Annotated in this window: 16 protein-coding genes and 1 other RNA gene; 6 read left to right on the top strand and 11 right to left on the bottom strand. The window is 69.8% G+C overall.

Translation table 11 applies throughout. From position 1 onward, the window contains the following. The first annotated feature begins 2 nt into the window (after positions 1–2). Both QHF85_RS31790 and QHF85_RS31795 read left to right on the top strand, forming a co-directional pair. The gene (locus QHF85_RS31790; protein WP_281331136.1) at positions 3–494 is read left to right on the top strand and encodes a hypothetical protein; all 492 of its coding nucleotides are present in this window, start codon (positions 3–5) and stop codon (positions 492–494) included. Then, positions 491–871 (top strand): hypothetical protein, encoded by a 381-nt coding sequence (locus QHF85_RS31795; protein ID WP_281331137.1) that lies wholly within the window; start codon positions 491–493, stop codon positions 869–871. The genes QHF85_RS31790 and QHF85_RS31795 overlap by 4 nt, the downstream gene beginning before the upstream one ends. Positions 872–1,026: 155 nt before the next feature. On the opposite strand, the gene QHF85_RS31800 is transcribed toward QHF85_RS31795, so the two are convergent. The 7 genes from QHF85_RS31800 to QHF85_RS31830 all read right to left on the bottom strand — a co-directional run bounded on the left by QHF85_RS31800 (position 1,027) and on the right by QHF85_RS31830 (position 9,802). Next, on the bottom strand, positions 1,027–2,067 hold the full coding sequence (locus QHF85_RS31800; RefSeq protein WP_281331138.1) for an ABC transporter permease: 1,041 nt from the start codon (positions 2,065–2,067) through the stop codon (positions 1,027–1,029). Further along, positions 2,064–3,587 (bottom strand): ABC transporter permease, encoded by a 1,524-nt coding sequence (locus QHF85_RS31805; protein ID WP_281331139.1) that lies wholly within the window; start codon positions 3,585–3,587, stop codon positions 2,064–2,066. Before QHF85_RS31805 ends, QHF85_RS31800 begins: the two co-directional genes overlap by 4 nt. A 5-nt stretch (positions 3,588–3,592) precedes the next feature. Beyond that, the gene (locus QHF85_RS31810) at positions 3,593–5,056 is read right to left on the bottom strand and encodes an FHA domain-containing protein (RefSeq protein WP_281331140.1); all 1,464 of its coding nucleotides are present in this window, start codon (positions 5,054–5,056) and stop codon (positions 3,593–3,595) included. Beyond that, positions 5,053–6,081 (bottom strand): serine protease, encoded by a 1,029-nt coding sequence (locus QHF85_RS31815; RefSeq protein WP_281331141.1) that lies wholly within the window; start codon positions 6,079–6,081, stop codon positions 5,053–5,055. The genes QHF85_RS31810 and QHF85_RS31815 overlap by 4 nt, the downstream gene beginning before the upstream one ends. Positions 6,082–6,126: 45 nt before the next feature. After that, on the bottom strand, positions 6,127–7,404 hold the full coding sequence (locus QHF85_RS31820) for a Stp1/IreP family PP2C-type Ser/Thr phosphatase (protein WP_281331142.1): 1,278 nt from the start codon (positions 7,402–7,404) through the stop codon (positions 6,127–6,129). 7 nt (positions 7,405–7,411) lie between these two features. Then, positions 7,412–9,031, bottom strand: coding sequence for an FHA domain-containing protein (locus tag QHF85_RS31825; protein WP_281331143.1), 1,620 nt, complete (start codon positions 9,029–9,031; stop codon positions 7,412–7,414). An 87-nt stretch (positions 9,032–9,118) separates the two neighbouring features. Further along, on the bottom strand, positions 9,119–9,802 hold the full coding sequence (locus tag QHF85_RS31830) for a hypothetical protein (protein WP_281331144.1): 684 nt from the start codon (positions 9,800–9,802) through the stop codon (positions 9,119–9,121). A gap of 280 nt (positions 9,803–10,082) precedes the next feature. Here QHF85_RS31830 and QHF85_RS31835 point away from each other — a divergent pair, with 280 nt between their 5' ends. Then, entirely contained in the window at positions 10,083–10,472 is a 390-nt protein-coding gene (locus tag QHF85_RS31835; protein WP_281331145.1) for a hypothetical protein, read from the top strand. A gap of 9 nt (positions 10,473–10,481) precedes the next feature. On the opposite strand, the gene QHF85_RS31840 is transcribed toward QHF85_RS31835, so the two are convergent. From QHF85_RS31840 to QHF85_RS31850, 3 genes are all read right to left on the bottom strand, one after another. Further along, the gene (locus QHF85_RS31840; RefSeq protein WP_281331146.1) at positions 10,482–11,603 is read right to left on the bottom strand and encodes a tetratricopeptide repeat protein; all 1,122 of its coding nucleotides are present in this window, start codon (positions 11,601–11,603) and stop codon (positions 10,482–10,484) included. Further along, on the bottom strand, positions 11,600–12,634 hold the full coding sequence (ltaE, locus tag QHF85_RS31845) for a low-specificity L-threonine aldolase (RefSeq protein WP_281331147.1): 1,035 nt from the start codon (positions 12,632–12,634) through the stop codon (positions 11,600–11,602). The genes QHF85_RS31840 and ltaE overlap by 4 nt, the downstream gene beginning before the upstream one ends. 98 nt (positions 12,635–12,732) lie before the next feature. Beyond that, positions 12,733–13,401 carry a hypothetical protein gene (locus QHF85_RS31850; protein WP_281331148.1) on the bottom strand — a complete coding sequence of 223 codons (669 nt, stop codon included), beginning with the start codon at positions 13,399–13,401 and terminating at the stop codon, positions 12,733–12,735. A gap of 577 nt (positions 13,402–13,978) precedes the next feature. On the opposite strand from QHF85_RS31850, the gene QHF85_RS31855 reads away from it, so the two are divergent. The 3 genes from QHF85_RS31855 (at position 13,979) to fdhF (ending at position 18,212) form a co-directional block, all read left to right on the top strand. Further along, complete coding sequence (locus tag QHF85_RS31855; RefSeq protein WP_281331149.1) at positions 13,979–14,653, top strand: hypothetical protein; 675 nt, start codon at positions 13,979–13,981, stop codon at positions 14,651–14,653. A gap of 95 nt (positions 14,654–14,748) precedes the next feature. Next, positions 14,749–15,246: a hypothetical protein gene (locus tag QHF85_RS31860; RefSeq protein WP_281331150.1), complete on the top strand. Its 498-nt coding sequence runs from the start codon at positions 14,749–14,751 to the stop codon at positions 15,244–15,246. Between the two features lie 113 nt (positions 15,247–15,359). Next, the gene (gene fdhF, locus QHF85_RS31865; protein WP_281331151.1) at positions 15,360–18,212 is read left to right on the top strand and encodes a formate dehydrogenase subunit alpha; all 2,853 of its coding nucleotides are present in this window, start codon (positions 15,360–15,362) and stop codon (positions 18,210–18,212) included. Between the two features lie 44 nt (positions 18,213–18,256). Here the strand turns inward: fdhF and rnpB are convergent. Beyond that, positions 18,257–18,665, bottom strand: an RNA gene (gene rnpB / locus QHF85_RS31870) — RNase P RNA component class A. Positions 18,666–18,709 lie beyond the last annotated feature (44 nt).

Below are 18,709 nucleotides of genomic sequence, written 5' to 3' on the forward strand. Positions count from 1 at the left end.
CGATGATCGAGACACCAACCGCGTTCGAGCTGACGTTCCAGCCCAATGTCGAGCTCATCTCCATCGTTCGCAGGTTCCTGTCCGACTTTTACGAGCGGATGATCGAGGACCAGGACACGGTGTCGCGCATCGCGCTCGCGACCCACGAGCTCCTGGAGAACGCCGTCAAATATGCGAGCGACGGCGCGACGTTTTTATCCGTCAAGTTCGAGCCGGGCGAGACGTCGAGCACAGTCTCCATCCGGCTCATGAACCGGGCGAACGCCGAGCACATCGCAACGCTTGCCACTATCTTCGACGAGATGAGCCGGCACGACGATCCCTTCGGCCACTACCAGATCGCGATGGCGCGCAGCGCCAAGCGGAAGGTGGGCTCGGGGCTCGGCCTCGTGCGCGTGCGTGCCGAAGGAGAGATGACGATGAGCCACACCATCGAGGACGACAGGGTCACGATCCTGGCGCAGACGACCGTCACGACGCGGAGGAGCTCGTGAGCGCGGCCTCGGATCTCTCGGTCGCGCTCCGCGACTTTTCGGCGAACGTGCGCGCGGAGGGCCGCTCGCTCGTCCTCAGCCTCTCGGGCAACGCGGACATGGCCGCGAAGGACAGCCTCGACACGCTGCTGCCGCGCGTGCACGCCGAGGCCCTGCGGATCAGCGCCGCCGAGGTGCAGGTGGACTTCCGCAACCTCGAGTTCATGAACTCGTCCTGCTTCAAGAGCTTCGTGTCGTGGATCAGCGAGATCGGCGAGCTCGAGAGGAGCAAGGAGTACAAGATCCGGCTCCTCTCGAACCCCGAGATGCACTGGCAACGCCGCAGCCTGCACGCGCTCCGATGCTTCGCCGTGGATCTCATCTCCGTCGAGTCGTGAGAACGCGATCCTTGCGGCTGAAATGAAAAGAGGCCCGGCGAGGTTGGTCAGCACGCCGGGCCGAGCCCAAGCCTTCCAAGGAGACCGGGCTTTTTTCAACGTACGTCGGGTGCGCGACGCGTTGCAAGCCCATCACGGATGGTGACGTATCGTCATCAGGACGTGTGCGGCTCGTCCGCGGAACGACCGAACGAATCGTACGTTTCGTCGCGTCGCTTTCGGGCCGCGCGCGGATCCATCGCGTCGCGCAGCGCATCGGCGACGAGGTACGAGCCGCCCACGGTCACGAGGAGCAAGAAGACCGGCAAGACGAGCAAGCGAAGCGCGGCGGGGTTTCGCGCGCCCTGCGCGAGCGTCTCGCCCCAGGACGCCGCCGACGTCGGCGCGCCCATCTCCAGGAACGAGATCGCCGCTTCGAGGAGCACGACGGACGCCACGCCAAACACCGAGCTCACGGTGACGGGGCCGAGCGCGTTCGGAAGGACATGGCGCAGGAAGATGCGCGCGCGCGAGGCGCCGAGGGCGCGCGCCGCGAGGGCGTACTCCTCCGAGGCTCCGCGCAAGGTCTCCGCGTGCACGAGGCGCGCGACCTCGGCCCAGCGCACGAAGGCCACGGCGAGCACGAGCGAGAGCGCGGAAGGCTCGCGCTCGATGGCGCGCACGAGCGCGACGACGAGGATGGCCGGGAAGGTGTCGACGGTCTCGACGAGGCGCACGAGGACGTCACGCGAGGCGCCACCACGGATGCCCGAGAGGCCGCCGAGCAGGACGCCGAGGAGCGCGCTCACGAGGACGGCGGCGAGCGAGAGGCCGAGCGCCGTGCGCGCGCCGTAGACGAGGCGTGCGAAGAGGTCGCGGCCCTTCTCGTCGGTGCCGAGCGGATGCGCGCGGGACGAGGGCGCAAAGGCGCCCGCCGCGCTCGGCGCCGTCGGGCCGGATCGCACGAGGGGCCAGACGGCGAAGGCGTCCGCATAGGAGCGCGCGATCTCGTCCTCGGAGAGCCGCTCGTACCGCTCGGCGTGGACGATCGCGGGCAGGAGCTCGACGCCACGCGGGCCGACGGCGACGAGCGGCGCGGGGGCCGCGAGGATCTCGGCGAAGACGCCGATGAGCACGAGCAAGCCGAGCAGCGCGGCGCCGAGGCCCGCGCGGCGGCTATGGGCGACGCGCCGGAGCACGATCCTGCGGTGGCTCATGTGCGCGGCCTCTGGCGCAGGATGCTCTGCGCGAGCCGCGGATCGAGCGCGGTGTACACGAGGTCCGTCATGATGACCCCGATCGTCGCGGTCGCGGCCATGAAGATCGAGACGGCCATGAGCCAGCTCGTGTCCCGCGACTGCACGGCGACGATCGTGGCGGCGCCGAGGCCTTCGAGGCCAAAGACCCGCTCGACGACGAAGGCGCCGCCGAGGGCCATCGGCGCTTCGAGCGTGGCGAGCGTGACGACCGGGAGGAGCGCGCCGGGGAGCGCGTGAACGACGAGCGCACGCGCGCGACTCGCCCCTCGCGCGAGCGAGGCGCGCACGTGGTCCTGGGCGAACGCCGAGGCGAGGCCCGCGCGCGCCTGACGCGCCGGCGCGGCCACGAGGCCGAGCGCGAGCACGACCGTGGGCAAGAAGAGCCCGTGCCCGGGGTAGCCACGCGCCGCCAGGATCGCGAAAAACGCCGTCGGGATCGCATAGAGCACGAGCACGATCGCCGCCGTGAGCCCGTCGCGACGCCGCCCGCGCGACGCAGCCCCGAGGAGCCCGAGCGGGACGGCCGCCGCGTACGCCAGAGCGATCGCGCCGAACACGAGCGTGAGCGTGACGGGCGCGCGCTGCGCGATGCCATCGAGGACGGGCACGCCGTCGATGCCCACGCCGAGCCGCCGCGTGACGGCGCCGAGCGCCCACTTGCCGTAGCGCGTCTCGAGCACGATGCCCGCGAACCGCGAGGGGCCGTCGAGCGTCACGAAGTCGTTCTTGTAGACCATCCAGAACGAGCCCCACCGCTCGACGCAGGCGAGGGCCGTGCCGTAGTCGTCGCCGGGCGAGATGCGATCGTCGCGGCCCGTGACGTGCGCGGCGATGTCGACGAGGGCCCGGGCCCGCTCGAACGAGGCGGAGTCGGTCGGATGCTCGAGCGCGCCGAGCACGTCCTCCAGCACGAACGTGTCGAGCTCGCGAAGCTCGGCCGCGCGCGACGTGCTGCCGTACCGCGAGAGCCTGCGGACCGCGCTGCGCACGGACGCGCGGCGAAACTCGATGCCGCGGTCGTCCCAGAACCGCGTCCAGAACGCCACCGCGCGCGCCGGATCCGCGAGCCGCTCGCCCGCGAAGCCCATCCGCTCGCCGACGGGCGCGAGCGCGAGCGCGACCTCGGCGCGTGGCCCGGGCGCGAGCGAGTCGAGCGCGGGCAGCACGTGCGGGAGCGCCGCTCCGCCGAGCCGCGCGAGCTCCTCGCGCCCCTGCGCTTTTTGATCGACGTCGCCGTCGACGATCGCGTGCATCGCCTCGGCGGCGCGCGCGCGGACGTCACGCGTCCCGAGGTTGAAGAAGCGCGGCAAGTCGAGGAACCGCTCACGGCGCAGGCGCGCGCGCTCGGATGGCGTGACGGCGAGCGCCGGATCGTCCGTCGGATCGGGGACGTACGAGAGGAACAGGAACGTGACGACCGAGACCCCGATCAACGTCGGAAGAATGAGCAGCAGCCTGCGGATCGCGAGCCTCAACATCGTGACTACTTGAGGAGCGCCTCGACGAGATCGATCCGCATGCCGAACTTGTAGGGCGAGGCCTTCACGACCTCCGTCTTCCGACCTGCGATCTTCTCTTCGCCCTCTTCGAGGTAGCCGCCCGAGTTCACCCCGATCACCTTGCCCTGGCCGCTCCAGACGGGGCTGCCGTTCGAGCCGCGTGTCGTCGCGGCGTCATGCTGTACGAGCCAGGCGTCCTGGTATGCCGCAGGCCGGCCGGACGCGCCCGTGACGCGGCCGATGTGCGCGGCGAGGAACGTCGCGGCGGGGTTCGTCGCGTCCATCAAGCGGCCGGGAAAGCCGATGAGGTAGACGTCGTCGCCCGCGCCCATCCCCGTGAGCTCTTGCTTCGTCGCGATCTCCAGCACGACGGCCGAGCGGCCCCGGATGGTCAAGACGCCGACGTCGGGCGTGATGCTCTCCTGATCGGTCGGGCGATAGCTGGGATGCGTGCGCATCTCGATCACGTCGAAGCGCGCCTGCCCGCGCCCCTCGTTCTCCAGCGCGACGACCGAGCCCTTCGCCTTCGCCTCCTGGATGCAGTGCGCGCTCGTCGCGAGCACCGAGGGCCGGACGGCGAACGCCGTGCAGAAGCCCTCGCCCTTCGCGGCGAGCATGAAGATGCCCTTCTTCGATCGGTCGTAGAGGTTTCGGCCGAAGCTCGCGTTCGACGGGTGGAGGTTGCCGAGCCGGCCCTCGATCTCCTTGCGACGCGGATCCTCCGGCGCCATCTGCGCGAGCTCCTCGCGAAGGCGCTGAATATCGTCCTGCGAGCGCGTGCTCCAGAAGATGAGCCCGCCGAGCGCGAGCAGCGCGACGACGAGGAGCCCGCCGAGCGCATACGCCGTCCTCCGTTGCGACGCGGTCGCCGCCGTGACCTTCTCCTCGACGATCGCGTTGAGCTCCGCCGTCCGTCCGAACTTCTGACGCCCGCTCGCCACGGCCACGGCCTGCGAGATCATCATCGCGATCGTCCGCTGTCCGACGCGCGCGCCCGCGGGAGGCGCCGGCTGCACGGCCTGCGCGATCTGCACGCGCGGCGCAGCGGCGGGCGCGAGATCCAGCGGCGGCGGCATCGGCATCGGCTGCATCGGCTGCATGGGCGGCATCGGCTGCAGCGGCAGCATCGGCGGCGCGGCGGGCACGAGCTCGATCCGGATCCGCGGGCCCTTCGCGCCAAAGCTCACCTCGGTCCCCGGGGCGAGCGGGTAGCGCTGCTGGATCCGCTGCCCGTTCGCGAACGTCCCGTTGCGGCTCCCGAGATCCACGACGTACCAGGCGCCGCCCTCGCGACGCAGCTCCGCGTGATGTCCGCTCGCCTCGCGATCGTGGTTCGCGTCGAAGACGACGTCGTTGTCCGGCGCGCGGCCGAGCCGCACGACGTCGCGTTCGAAGAGCTGCGACGTCCCGGCTTTTTGCCCTGCGATGTGCACGATCCGGAGGTTCACGGCGTGGGTACCCCGCGGACGAGATCGATCCGCATGCCGATGCGGTAGGGAGAGGCTTGCACGATCTTCGTCTTCTGCCCGGCGATGGAGATGTCTTCCTCGTCGTCCACGTGGGCCGCGTGGACGCCGATGACGTGGCCGTACTGATTGAAGATGGGGCTGCCGCTGTTGCCGCCGCGCGTGACCGCGTCGTGCAGGATCACCGTGGCCTTGTCCGCCGACGTGGCCTGCTCGTCGAAGCCCATCAGCCGGCCGAGGTGCCCGCTCAGGAACGTCGCCGACGGGCTCACCGGATCCATCACACGCCCGGGGAAGCCGAGCACGTACACGTCGTCGCCCGGGCCGAGCGCGCGCAGCTCCGTGTCACTCGCCAGCGTCACGGCCACGGGGAGCGTCCCTTTCACGCGGAGCAGCGCCACGTCGGGCGTATCCGCGCGCTTCGAGCTCGCGTTGTAGGTCGGGTGCGCGCGCTGCGCGACGACCTCGAGCTCGACCTTCCCCGCCGACTCGTTCTGCACGACCACGGCCTTTCCGCCGCGGGTCCCGCACGACGTGACGCAGTGGGCGTTCGTCACGAGCATGTTCTTGCCGATCGCGAAGGCGCTGCAGCAGCCGCTGATGCGGCGGTTCTGCGTGTACGCGAGGACGTAGAGCGCGCCCTTGTTCTGCTCGTAGAGCTCGCGCCCCGAGAGCACCTTCGTCGGCAACGTGCCCACGGGTGCGGCCACCGGTCGCGCGTCGAGCCCCGCCTCGGCCTTCAGGATCGCCGCCGCGCGCTGCGATCGGTACACGACGAGGGCCGCCACCCCGAGCGCGACCAGCGTCACGGCCACGCCGAACGCGAGCAATGCGTTCAGCCGCGCGCCTCGCCGCGTCGCCTCCGCGACCTTCGCCTCGATGATGCCCGCGCTCTTGTCCGGCCCGCTCGTCGCGCGCGCGACGGCGTTCTCCACGATGCGCTGCGCGGTCGCGACGTCCACACGACCGTCCGCGTCCATCGCCTCGCGCGGCACCTCGCTCGGCATATCCCGCGAGTATATTTTTGGCGGCCGGGCTTCGCCAGCCGAACGCTAGGGCTTCAGCAGGTAGTAGCCGGCGATCGTGATACACGCGAGCGCGCTCGCGATCATCATCACGATGAGCCACTGCGGCGCGCCGTCGGTCGGGATGTGGATCGGATCGTCTGGGCCGTGCGAACGCGGCCCGTACGAAGATGGACCCTCTCCGTCCTTGGAGGCGTCTTCCCGCCGCTCGGAGTCGCTCTCGCGGCGGTGCCCCTCGGACGAGGTCGACGAGGGCAGCGGCGTGAGCGGCACCGAAATCTTCGGCTGATCGAGCTCCTTGACACGGCGGCTCGGATCGGGGGCCGTGAGCGAGCTCGGCGGCATGGGCTCGGGGAGCTGGTACTTGCGATAGCGCAGCCCCGCGATGTCCTCCTCCGTCGGCTCGGGCAGCGCCTCGCCTTCGAACTTCGACACGACGACCGTGATGTTGTCGTGGCCGCCCGCTTGATTCGCCCGATCCGTGAGGGTTTTGCAGACCTCGAGCGGATCGTCGATCGTGCGCAGGACCTCGCGGATCTCCTCGTTGCGCACCATGCCCGAGAGGCCGTCGCTGCAAAGCAGGAGCGTGTCGCCGCGCTTGAGCTCGACGAACGTGAGGTCCACCTGCACGCTGTCCGAGGTGCCGAGCGCCTGCAGGATGATGTTGTTGTGCTCGAAGGTCTCGGCCTCTTCCTCGGTGAGCTGACCGGCCTCGATGAGCTGGTTCACGAGCGACTGATCACGCGTGACCTGCACGAGCCTGTCGCCGCGCAGGATGTACGCGCGGCTGTCGCCGACCTGGCCGATGAAGAGGTGATCGTCGACGAGCGCCGACACCGTGGACGTCGTGCCCATCCCGCGCCGCGTGCGATCGAGCTTCGCCTCGCTGAAGATGCGCAGGCCCGCCGACTCGATCGCGTGCACGAGCCTCGCCGCGATGTCGTCGTGATCCTTCGGCGGCTCACCCGAGATCATCTTCTGGAAGATGATGTCCACGGCGAGCTGGCTGGCGACCTCGCCGGCGGCCGCGCCACCCATGCCGTCGCAGACGCCGAGCAGCACGCCCCGCTCGCCGACGACCTGGTTGCGATCGGTCTCCATCAAGCCGCGGCTCGCCTTCGTCAGGTCCGCGACGATGAAGTTGTCCTCGTTGTGCTCGCGCACCTGGCCCACGTCCGTACGGCCGAACAAGCGCAGCTTGATCGGAGCCGGCTTCTTCGGCTTGCGCTCGCTGGGCAGACCCTCGGCGCTGTCCGCGGGGCGGTTCGAGTCGGGCTGCGTCTCTCGGGAGGCTTGTTCGCTCATGGGCTCACTACGAGAGGTCCACCCGGAACAGGTGCTGGCCGATGCGGAGATAGTCGCCGTTGTCGAGGGTGACGTCCGAGCGGATCGCCACGTAGGTGCCGTTGGAAGAGTCCAGATCCGTGATCGTGAACTCCCCGCTCATCAGGCTCCTGCGAAGGACCGCGTGCCGCCTCGACAGAAAAGGGTCGGCCGTGAAAACGATGTCTCCCACCTCTCGCCCGATCACCGTTTCATCCCGGAACAGATGGTACACGTCGCGGGTCACGCCCTCGACCGTCCGCTGACAGAGCCGTGCGCGCCGCGGGGTCGAGGGAGACCCGAACAACAGGGTCCCATGCTGGGTTGCATGCCCGAGCCCTCGCTCCGCGTCGTTCACGGTTTCGAACTGTAACACTTCGAGGCCCAGGAGGAGCAAGTCGCCGTCTTTCAGCGCGTGCGGTTCCCGGATGCGCCGGTAGACCCCGTTCGTGGAGTGCAGATTCCGGAGGATCCAGTGACCACCCTGAGGCAGGAGGCGCGCATGCCGCGGGGAGACGTACAGATCGTCCGCCAGAAGGATGTCCCCCTCCGACCTGCCCACGTCGACCTGGCGGTCCACGAGCGGAAACGACTTGCCTTCGCTGCCATCCTCCACGATCACGACGAGCCGACCCGTCTGGAGGCGACCACTCGGCGTCCCCGAAGGCGCGACGGGCGCCGGGGCCACGAACGCGGACACGAGCCGCTCGTCCCTTCGCCCCGCGGTCACGGGCTCGGCGAACGGCGGCTCGGCCTCCGCGCGGGCGGCCTTCTCGCCCTCGTCGAGCGGCGCGCCGCAGTACTTGCAGAACCGCATGCCCTCGGCGGAATGCCCGTGGCAACGAGCGCAACGCACGAGCCGCGGAGGGCCGGTCCGGGCCGTCGCGATGCCCACGACCGGCGCGCCGATGATCTTGTCCCCCGTGTCGTCGGGGATCGTGGCCGACGCGCTCTCCAGGTTCGGCGCGACGACCGAGCGCGGGAGCGCAGGCCGCACCGCGGGGACCTCCGTGATCGGCGCGGCCGCGGGAGGCGCCGCGGGCAGCGGTGACGGAGGCGGAGGCGGAGCGGCCACGGGCTCGGGCTCGGGCTCGGGCTCGGCCTCCGGCGCGCGACGCACCACCGCGGACTCGCTCGAAGCGGCGGCGGGACGACCGAGCGAAGCGCCGCACGTCACGCAGAAGCGGTAGCCGGGCGGATTCGACGAGCGACAGCTCGGGCACGTCGTGATCGCGTCGGCGCCGAACGAGACGGTGAACTGAAGCGCGGGCGCCTCGGGCCTGGATCGCGGCGCCGAGGGTTTCGGGGACGATGCTGCATTGCCGGACGTCGGGCTGCCGGACGTCGGGCTGCCGGACGTTGGGCTACCGGATGTTGGGCTGCCGGACGTCGGGTTCGCCGAGGGAGCGGGGTTCGAGGCGATCGCGGGCGCGGAGCTCGGCGCGTCGTCCGTGCTTCGGGCCTCGGCCACCGCGGCGCGCTCGACGCGCTCGATCCCGTGGGGCGGCGTGGGCGGCACGCCGCGCCCCTGGGTCCGAAGGCGCCTGCCGCAATCCAGGCAAAACGTCAGGTTGTCGGCGTTTTCACGACCGCAGACGTCGCAGATCACAGCGCGAGAGGACCGCGGAGGAGCGTTCGAGTCAAGTGCCCGAGCGCAAGATCGACACGAAAAGGGCGCCCCGCGGCCCGCTCCGAGCTACCTGCGCCCGATCTCGCTGCGGAGCTCGAACTGGAACTCGGCGCCCAGGAAGTGCGCCACGCCCGTGGCACGGACGGCCCCCGCCGTATCGGTCCATCCTGCGATGAGCATCGGGCGGTAGACCAGGCCGAAGCCCAGGATCGCCACCCGGGAAAGCTCGATTTCGACGCCGAGCCCTCCGAAGAGGAGCCCGCCGCCCGTCTCGACGCCCCACTCGTTTCCATACGCGAGCGCGCCGATCCCCCAGGAAGCGTAGGGCGCGGCGCGGGTCCCGAAGTCCGGCAGGTAGCGCATCTCGAAGCGGAGCTGCTGGAAGATCCCGAGCCGGTAGAGATTGCTCGAGTCCATCTTCGCGAACTGGTAGGCCCCGCCGACGTACCAGGGCCCAGCGGATCGATACCCGCCGCGGATCGCGAGACCTCCGGCTCCGCCCAGGATACAAGGCGCGGCCTTTCCACCTTCGGGCGCGCAGACCGCGCCTGCGTCGAGGTTCGTCTCGGCGACGATGGCCACGCCGTACTGGAAGTACTCGACGTGGAGCGGCGGTGGACGGACGCCCCCGAGGACACGCAGAGGCTCGTTCGCCGGAGGCAGCGGAGCGCTCGGCTCACCACGCGCCGGACCGGAGGCGGCGAGCAGAGAGGCGCAAAGGAGCAGACCGAAGGGCCGTCGCGCGCTCACCGGCGCTCACGCTACGCGCCTGGGCCCGAGCCCGCAACCCGCCGCGCGCGCGCCCGATGCCGGCGCGGAAGGCGCCTCGTGTCCCCTTCCCTTTCCGCTCCGGGCGAGGCCGAAGAAGGTGGGGCCCGATGCGAGGGGCGGGCGACACCTGGTCACGAAGGTCTCCGGGGGCTCTCGCCTTGACGCAGCGCGCGCCTGCGCCAACGTCTCGGAAACCTTTTCGCCGATCATCGGCGCGCTTGACGTCGCCATGGTTGGTCGCCTAAACGGAGCCACGCTCATGGAGATCCACCTCGACAAGCGTGCGGTTAAGCAGATCCGCCTCTCCGCTGCGGACGCGATCGACGAAGGCGATACGGAGGCCCTGCGCGAGGACGTCCTCGAGGCGTTCAGCGAGGAGCAGGTCGAAGAAATCGAGCGTCGGCTCGACAGCGGCGATTTCTTCGAATTTTTGACCGACGTCCTCGACGAGTGGAGCGGCGACGACGTCGACGAGCTCTTCGAGCTCCTCGAAACGCAGCTCGGCGAGATGGGCATCGATCTCAAGTACGAGCAGCGTGAAGAAGAGGACGAGGAGGAGGTCGAGGACGACGACGACCTCGACGACGACGACGACCTCGACGACGAAGACGACGAGGAGCTCGAGGAAGAGAACGACGAGGAAGACTGACGCCTGCCGTCAGTCGCCCGCGGGATCCGCGGGCGCCTCGTCCTTCCGTCCGCTCGCCTCTCGCTCGATGTAGCCCGCGCACGACTTTTCGTTCGGCGCGGGCCTGATCTCGTCGCAGACGAGGTGCGCGCAGGGCGCGTACCGCGAGTCGGAAAAATCCTTGCGCAAGCGCTTGACGAGGTCGCAAGCCTCGCCTTTGTCGCCGTCTTCGTGCGCGAGGCGCGCCTCGGCCCAGAGCGCGTCGTCGCGCAAGGTGGACGTCGGATGATCGGCGTAGAGCTTGTGCAGCTCGCGGCGCGCCGCGCGATGATCGTGCAGCCGATCACGGTAGAGCTCCGCGATGCGCATCTGCGCCGGCGAGTAACGCGGGCGCTCGTAGCTGCCCGTGAGGTGCGAGGACTCGCGCGCCGCGAGCAGCGCGCGCAGCTGCGCGATCGCCGCCTCGTAGTGCCCGAGCTCCTCTTCGATCAACGACGCGTGCCAGAGCGCGTCGTCCGTCAGCGTCCCGAAAGGGTACGGATGCGCGACCGAGAGCGCGACGAGCGCGTCGCGCGCCTCCGCGTGCCGCCCGAGCCGTTCGAGCGCGAGCGCCGCTTCGTAATCGACGTTCTCTTCGAGCTCCGTGTTCCGGAGGACCCGCGCCGGCCCCTTCGCCCACGCGAGCACCGCCTCGTCGCCGCCGCGCTCGCGCTCGTGCTCCACGAGCCGCTTCACCGCTCTCCTGGCGAGGCCGTTCTTCGTGTACCTCGCCGTCGCGTCGAAGAGCATCGCGTAGCCGCGCTCCGCGTCGCCGTGCTCGATCTCGAGGTTGGCGAGCTCGAACGCGGCGCGGCCCGCGCGTGGTCCCTGGGGGGAGGTCTCGGCGAGCTTCTGGAGCGCGGCCTTCGCGTCGGCGTGCGCGCCGCGCCGCTCGTGCATGCGCGCCACGAGGAAGAGCGCCTCGTCGCGATCCTTCACGCGCTCGGCGGCGCCCGCGGCCTCCTCGTAGCTCTTCGCGGCCTCCTCGTAGCGCCCCGCGTGATACGCCCTCTGCCCCGCGGCGAACGATCGCTCGTACGCGTCGCCGAGGCTCGGCCCGCACCCGACGAGCCACCACGCGAGGACAAACCCGAGGCCGCGCCTCGCGCTCACGCGGGCGTCGCCTTCCGCGTGACGACCTCGCGCGTCGCGTCCGCGAGCGCCGCGGCCGCCTCGGCGACGCGCGCCGCCGGCAGATCGAGGTGCGTCACCACGCGGACGCGCCGCGCGCCCGACGCGCCGACGAGGACGCCACGCGCGCGCGCGGCTGCGACGAGCTCGTCGGCCGCCACGGGCAAATCCACCTGCACGATGTTCGTCTCGACCTCGGGCACGCTCGCCCCGGCCTCGCGAATCGCCGCGCCGATCACGCGCGCGGCGGCGTGATCCTCCGCGAGCCGCGCGCGGTGATGCTCGAGCGCGTGGAGCGCGCCCGCGGCGAGCACGCCGATCTGCCGCATGCCGCCGCCGAGCATCTTCCGGAACCTACGGGCTCGTACGATCGTCTCCGCGTCGCCGCAGATCGCCGATCCCACCGGAGCCCCGAGACCCTTTGAGTAGCAAACACTCGCCGTCTCGAACGGCGCGCAGAGCTCCGCGATCGAGAGCCCCGACGCGACCGCGGCGTTCCACACGCGCGCCCCGTCGAGGTGCATCACGAGCCCGTGCGCCCGCGCGACCTCCGCGATCGCGAGCACGTCGCGCTGCGGAAAGACCCGACCGCCTGCCCGGTTGTGCGTGTTCTCCAGCGCGACGACCCGCGGCCGCGGGTGATAATAATGCGGCGGCTTGATGACCTCTTTCAGCTCGTCCGGCCCGAACAGCCCGCCGCGGCCGGCGATCTCGAACTGCACCCCGGACCAGGCCGCGCCCGCGCCCGACTCGTAGAACGCGCAGTGCGCGCCTTCGCCGATGATCACCTCGTCGCCGCGCTGCGTGTGGCAGAGCAGGGCGATCTGGTTGCCCATCGTCCCGCTCGGCACGAACAGCGCCGCCGCCTTGCCTGTGATCTCGGCCGTGAGCTTCTCCAGGCGCGCGACCGTCGGGTCCTCCCCGTACACGTCGTCGCCCACCTCGGCCCGGGCCATGGCCTCCCGCATCGCGGCTGTGGGCCGCGTCACGGTATCCGAGCGCAGATCGATCATGCCCCTACTTCGCCCAGAAGAAGCGCGCTTGGCAACGCCTTGTTCACGGGCGGCACTGCGTCACGGGCGGACGGGGCCTCGGCAGAGGCGCCGACGACCTAGCAGAAGAAGCACTTGTTCCGCTGGGGCGGCTCCGGGTCGAAACGCACGCGGCCGCAGGTGTCACAAATGCACAGGTTTTGCGCGTAAAACTCCCGCCGCCCGAGGATGTCGGAGACGAACAGGCTCGTCACGATGTCGCTCAGAATGTCGTGGCTGCGCGGGCGCGGCACCCACTGCATCGTTTCGCCCACGACGACCCTGCGGACGCGGCCCGCGAAGATCGCGGCCGAGAGGAAGCGGTCGTCGACCGGCTCCTTTCGCAGCCCGCGCAGATGCCCGACCACACGCGCGCGCGTGCGGACCAGGATCGCGGCCGTCTCGTCCGTCGGCGGGATCTCGGGCAGGAACGCGCTGCAATGCTTGTCGGCCGGCAATGCGCCGAAAAGCGGCTCCTGGATCCGCCAGGGGCGGGCCATGTAACCCGGCTGCACGAGGTTCCGGTCGATCCAGGAGCGCAGCTCTTCCCGGCACATCCGCCGCGAGGCGACGCCTTCGAGGAACGTCAGCGCGGCGGCGAGCGCGTCGCTCGGCGGGGCCAGGGGCTCGGGGATCACGACGCGACGGATGCCGCTGCCGCTGCCCCGGTTCGACGAGACGGGCACCGCGTCGCTCGTTCCTTCGCTCTTCGTGGCCAGAACGTTCCTGGGCGAGGACCTCGTCGACATGTCGCAGGAACGGGAGCAATCGCCGGACCAGCCGCCAGGGCTCCGCCATGGGGGTCGTCCGATCAACCGGGGCGAACGACGAGGCCTCTGGACGGCCTCGCGAGGCAGCCCGGGCGAGCAGCTATTGCCATGCGACCTCCAGCGATTGCATTTCGGGATCGCGCGGACGGGCCCCGGTGTGCGGCGCGGATACGGTAGAGCCAGTGCGCAGCCCCCGTGCCCGCGTCGGATGGAGCGCCTCGGGGGCAAGAAGCTCCATTGTTTTCAGATTCTACCGACTGCTCCTGATTCGCATTGAAGAAACGTCCCCGGAATCGACGCGGCGCTCAGGCGTCGACCTTATGGCGCAGCCGGGTGCAGGAAATCGCGGCCCGAAGGGAGCGTGAGCAAAATCACTGCCACCTGGAATTCGCACGCGGCTCGCGGACATCTCGCATGGAACCGCTGGGCCTCTCCACGCGTATGCGATGACTCCGACCTCCTTTCGCCATGGACGTGCTCCGCTTTGCGAGCGAATTTCGCACGGAGAACGCCCGCTGGCTTGACGTTCCGGTCGGAAACGGAGAGAGTGCTTTACATGACGAAACATGGACTTCTTTTCCTGGGTGCTTTGCTCGCTTCCACGTCTCTCATCGCGACCACGGGTTGTGGTGACGAAAATTCGGGCGGCTCCGGTGGTTCGGGCGGTTCCGGTGGTGCCGGCGCCACGGGCGGAATGGGCGGCGCGGGCGGCGCGGGCGGCGCGGGCGGCGCGGGCGGCGGCGCCGCTGCCGTCGACTGCGACAAATACTGCACGGACATCGCGGCGAACTGCATGGGCGAAAATCAGCAGTATGCCGACAAGGCGAGCTGCATGGGCAGCTGCGCGGGCTTCCCGGCCGATGGCAAGGACGGCGACGCGGCCGGCAACACGATGCAGTGTCGCATCTATCACACGAGCGCGGCGACGGGCGATCCGGCGATGCACTGCCAGCACGCCGGCCCGAGCGGCGGCGCTACGTGCGGCTCGCTTTGCCAGGCGTTCTGCTCGCTCGCGGTGAAGACCTGCGCGACCGAGTGGCCGCAGGAAGGCGAATGCATGACGTCGTGCATGGCGTGGACGGCCGCGGGCATGACGTACAACGCGGCCGACTTCACGGCCGGCAATACGACCGAGTGCCGCATGTACCACCTCTCGGTCGCGGCGAGCGACGAGACGGCCGCGGTGACGCATTGCCCGCACACGAAGGCGATGTCGGATACCTGCAAGTGAGATAGAAGGCTCTCGCCCCCGGGCGAGCGAGGTCCTGGTTTTTTCTCCGAAAAAGCCGCCACGCCACGCCCGCCCGGTTGCGCTAGTCTTCCGCAATGCCTCTTCTTTTCCGTCGCCTCGCGCCGCTCGCCTTGCTCCCTCTCCTCGCCGCCCTCGGCCCCGCGTGCACCGCGGAGCTCGAAGAAGGCTGCCTCGGCGGGCAATGTGTCCCGCCTGGGAAACCTCCCGTCCCTCCCCTGCCGACGAGCGGCTCCGGCGGCAGCGGCGGCGGCGGCGACGCCGGTCCGACCTGCGAGGGCACGCCGCCGACCGGCGATTTCCCCTGCGACGTTTTTGCCGTCCTCCAGACGCACTGCCACGGCTGTCACCAATCCCCGCCGCTCTCGGGCGCGCCTTACTCGCTGCTCACGTACGAGGACACGCGCGAGCTGCACGGCATCACGACCAAGCCCCGCTTCGTGCGTATGGCCGAGGTCGTCGAGAGCGGCTTCATGCCCCTCATGGCCACGATCCCCGAGGCCGACAAACAGATCCTGCTCGACTGGCTCTCCACCTGCGGCCTGCCCGCTCCCGACGGAATGGGCTGCGAATGACGGCGGCCGCTCGCCTGCTCGCCTCTGGATGACGCGGCCCGCGCGCGCGTGACGCGCCGAGCCGATGCATTTCACCGGCTTCTGTCCGGGGCTCCTCGTGCCACAATCCGCGCATGCAAGCGCCCGCGGCACCGGACCCCGCCACGACTCCGCGCACTGTCACGCTCACGATCGACGGAACGAGCGTCACCGTCCCCGAGGGCACCACGATCTGGGAAGCGGCGAAGTCCCTCGGCATCGACATCCCGGTCCTCTGCCACGACGAGCGCCTCCGTCCCGTCGGCGTCTGTCGCCTTTGTGTCGTCGACGTCGGCGGCCGGACCCTCGCGGCCTCGTGCGTCCGGCCTTGCGAGCCGAACATGAAGGTCGCGACCGCCTCGCCGCGCGTGGAGCGCCAGCGCAAGGTCCTCGTCGAGCTTCTCATGAGCGACCAGCCCGAGGTTTGCCCCAAGGAGAGCACCACCGGAGGAAACGAGCTTTACGCGCTCGCGCGCCGCTACGACGCCTTTGGCAGCCGCCTGCCGCGCGGCGCGGCCCGCGGCGAAGACCTGTCCTCGAAGGTCATCGCGGTGAACCACGACGCCTGCATCCTCTGCGATCGGTGCGTCCGCGGCTGCGACGACATCCAGCACAACGACGTCATCGGCCGGACGGGCAAGGGCCACGGCGCGCGGATCGCCTTCGACCTCGATCGGCCGATGGGCGAGAGCACGTGCGTCTCGTGCGGCGAATGCATGGCCGTCTGTCCCACGGGCGCGCTCGTCAACAAGCCCGTGAGCGGGCCGCTCGCGCCGCGCGTGCATTTGAAGCAGGTCGAGAGCGTTTGTCCTTATTGCGGCGTCGGCTGCGCGCTCACGTACAACGTCGACGAGGAGACGAACCGCATCGTGTACGTCGACGGCCGCGACGGCGAGGCGAACCACGAACGGCTCTGCGTGAAGGGTCGTTATGGCTACGATTACGCCATGCACCCGCAGCGGCTCCAGAAGCCGCTCATCCGCGTCCGGTATCCAAAAGGCCCGCTCTCCGACGCATCGGAGAGCGCACAGGAGTCGCGCGGCGGTCGCCGAAAAGGGCACCTCGTGCGGTACGAGGACGTCCTGCCCGCGTTCCGGGAGGCGAGCTGGGACGAGGCGCTCGACCTCGTGGCGACCCGCCTCCGCGAGACGCGCGATAAGCACGGCCCCGCCGCGATGGCCGGCTTCGGCTCGGCGAAATGCTCGATCGAGGAGGCGTACGTCTTCCAGAAGCTCGTGCGCGCCGTCTTCGGCACGAACAACGTCGACCATTGCACGCGGCTCTGCCATGCATCGAGCGTCGCGGCGCTGCTCGAGACGATCGGCTCGGGCGCGGTCACGAACACGTTCGCCGGCATCGCCGAGGCCGACGTCGCGCTCCTCGCGGGCACGAACACCACGGCGAACCACCCTGTCGCCTCGTCCTTCTTCAAACAGGCCGCGGCGCGCGGCACGAAGCTCATCGTCGTCGACCCGCGCCGCCCCGACGTCGCGCAATACGCCTGGCGTTACGCCCGCATTCGCCCCGGCACGGACGTCGCGTTCTACAATGCCGTCCTCCACGTCCTCCTCGCCGAGGGCCTCTACCGCGCCGATTACGTCGAAAAGCACACGACCGGCTTCGACGCCCTCAAGGAGACCGTGGCGCGCTACAGCCCCGAGGTCGCGAGCGAGATCTGCGGCGTCGCGCCTGATCTCATCCGCGAGATCGCGCGGGCGTACGGCTCGGCGCGCGCGGCGATCACGTTCTGGGGCATGGGCATCTCCCAGCACACGCACGGCACGGACAACGCGCGTTGCCTCATCTCGCTTTGCCTCGTCACGGGCAACGTCGGCCGGCCCGGCACGGGCCTGCACCCCTTGCGCGGGCAAAACAACGTCCAGGGCGCGAGCGACGCCGGCCTCATCCCCATGATGTACCCGGATTACCAGCGCGTCGCCGACCCGGCCATCCGCGCCAAATTCGAGAAAGCCTGGGGCGTCCCGCTCGATCCCAGGCCGGGCCTCACGGTCACCGAAATCACGACCGCCGCGCTCGAAGGCAACCTCAAGGCCCTTTATTGCATGGGCGAGAACCCGTTCCTCTCGGATCCGAACGTCAACAAGGTCAAAAAGGCCCTGGCGAAGCTCGATTTCCTCGTCGTGCAGGACATCTTCCTCACCGAGACGGCCGAGTTCGCCGACGTGATCCTCCCCGCCTCGAGTTACCTCGAAAAACTCGGCACCTACACGAACACCGATCGTCGCGTCCAGATCGGCCGCCCCGCGCTGAAGCCGCCGGGCGAGGCGCGGCTCGATTGGCAGATCGTCTGCGAGATCTCGAACCGCATGGGGTATCCGATGTCCTACGCGAAGGTCTCCGACATCTTCGACGAGTTCACCTCGCTCACGGACGCCTACCAGAACCTCGATTACGACAACCTCGGCACGTCCGGCCGCCTCTGGCCCGCGCCGGACCGTGCGGCCAAGGACGGCGTCCAGATCCTCTTCGGCGACGCCTTCCCCACCCCCGACGGCCGCGGAAAGCTCGTCCCTTGCGAATACACGCCGGCCCGCGAGACGCCCGACGCCGCGTATCCGTTCGTCCTCAACACGGGCCGCCTGCTCGAGCACTGGCACACGGGCACGATGACCCGGCGCTCGTATGCGCTCGACGCCCTCGCGCCCGAGGCCTTCGTCGAGGTCCACCCCGACGACCTCGCGCGTCTCGGGGTTCGTCCGGGCGAACGCGTCCGTGTCACCTCGCGCCGCGGCTCGATCGAGCTCGTCGCCCGCCCGACCACGAAGGTCGGCGTCGGCAGCGTCTTCATCGCGTTCCACTTCCGCGAGGCCGCGGCGAACGTGCTCACGATCGACGCGATCGACCCGTTCGGAAAGATCCCCGAATTCAAGTTCTGCGCGGTCCGCCTCTCCCGCGCGCCCGGCGACGCGGTGGAGGCGGCCGAGTAGCGACAAAAAAACAAGAGGCCCCGATCCTTCGATCGGAGCCCCTCGGTCGCAGCGGCTCATAAGCCGAGTTCTGTGTCACTCCGAGGTCACCCCCGGAGCGTCGGCGATCATTCCTCTACGGCACGCATTGCTGCGTGCCTTTAGCAGCCAACCCGGAGGCATCGGACGGGCCGTCCTCTCGGGACCTCTCGATCCCATCGCCTCCCTACGCGGCCTTGCACCGGGTGGGGTTTGCCGTGCCACCCCCGTTACCGGGGGCGCGGTGGGCTCTTACCCCACCGTTTCACCCTTACCGACTGGACGAGCACCACGAGGGCACTTTCGAGCCGGCGGTCTCTTCTCTGTTGCACTCTCCTCGAGGTCACCCTCACCGGGCGTTACCCGGCACCCTGCCCTGCGGAGCTCGGACTTTCCTCCCGCGGGAAACCCGCCGGCGACCACCTGCTCCGCTGCGACAGGGCGGAAGATAACGCCCCCCGATCCGAAAGTCGAGATGT

The sequence above is a fragment of the Polyangium sp. 6x1 genome, from assembly GCF_029946515.1.
Classification (GTDB): domain Bacteria; phylum Myxococcota_A; class Polyangia; order Polyangiales; family Polyangiaceae; genus Polyangium.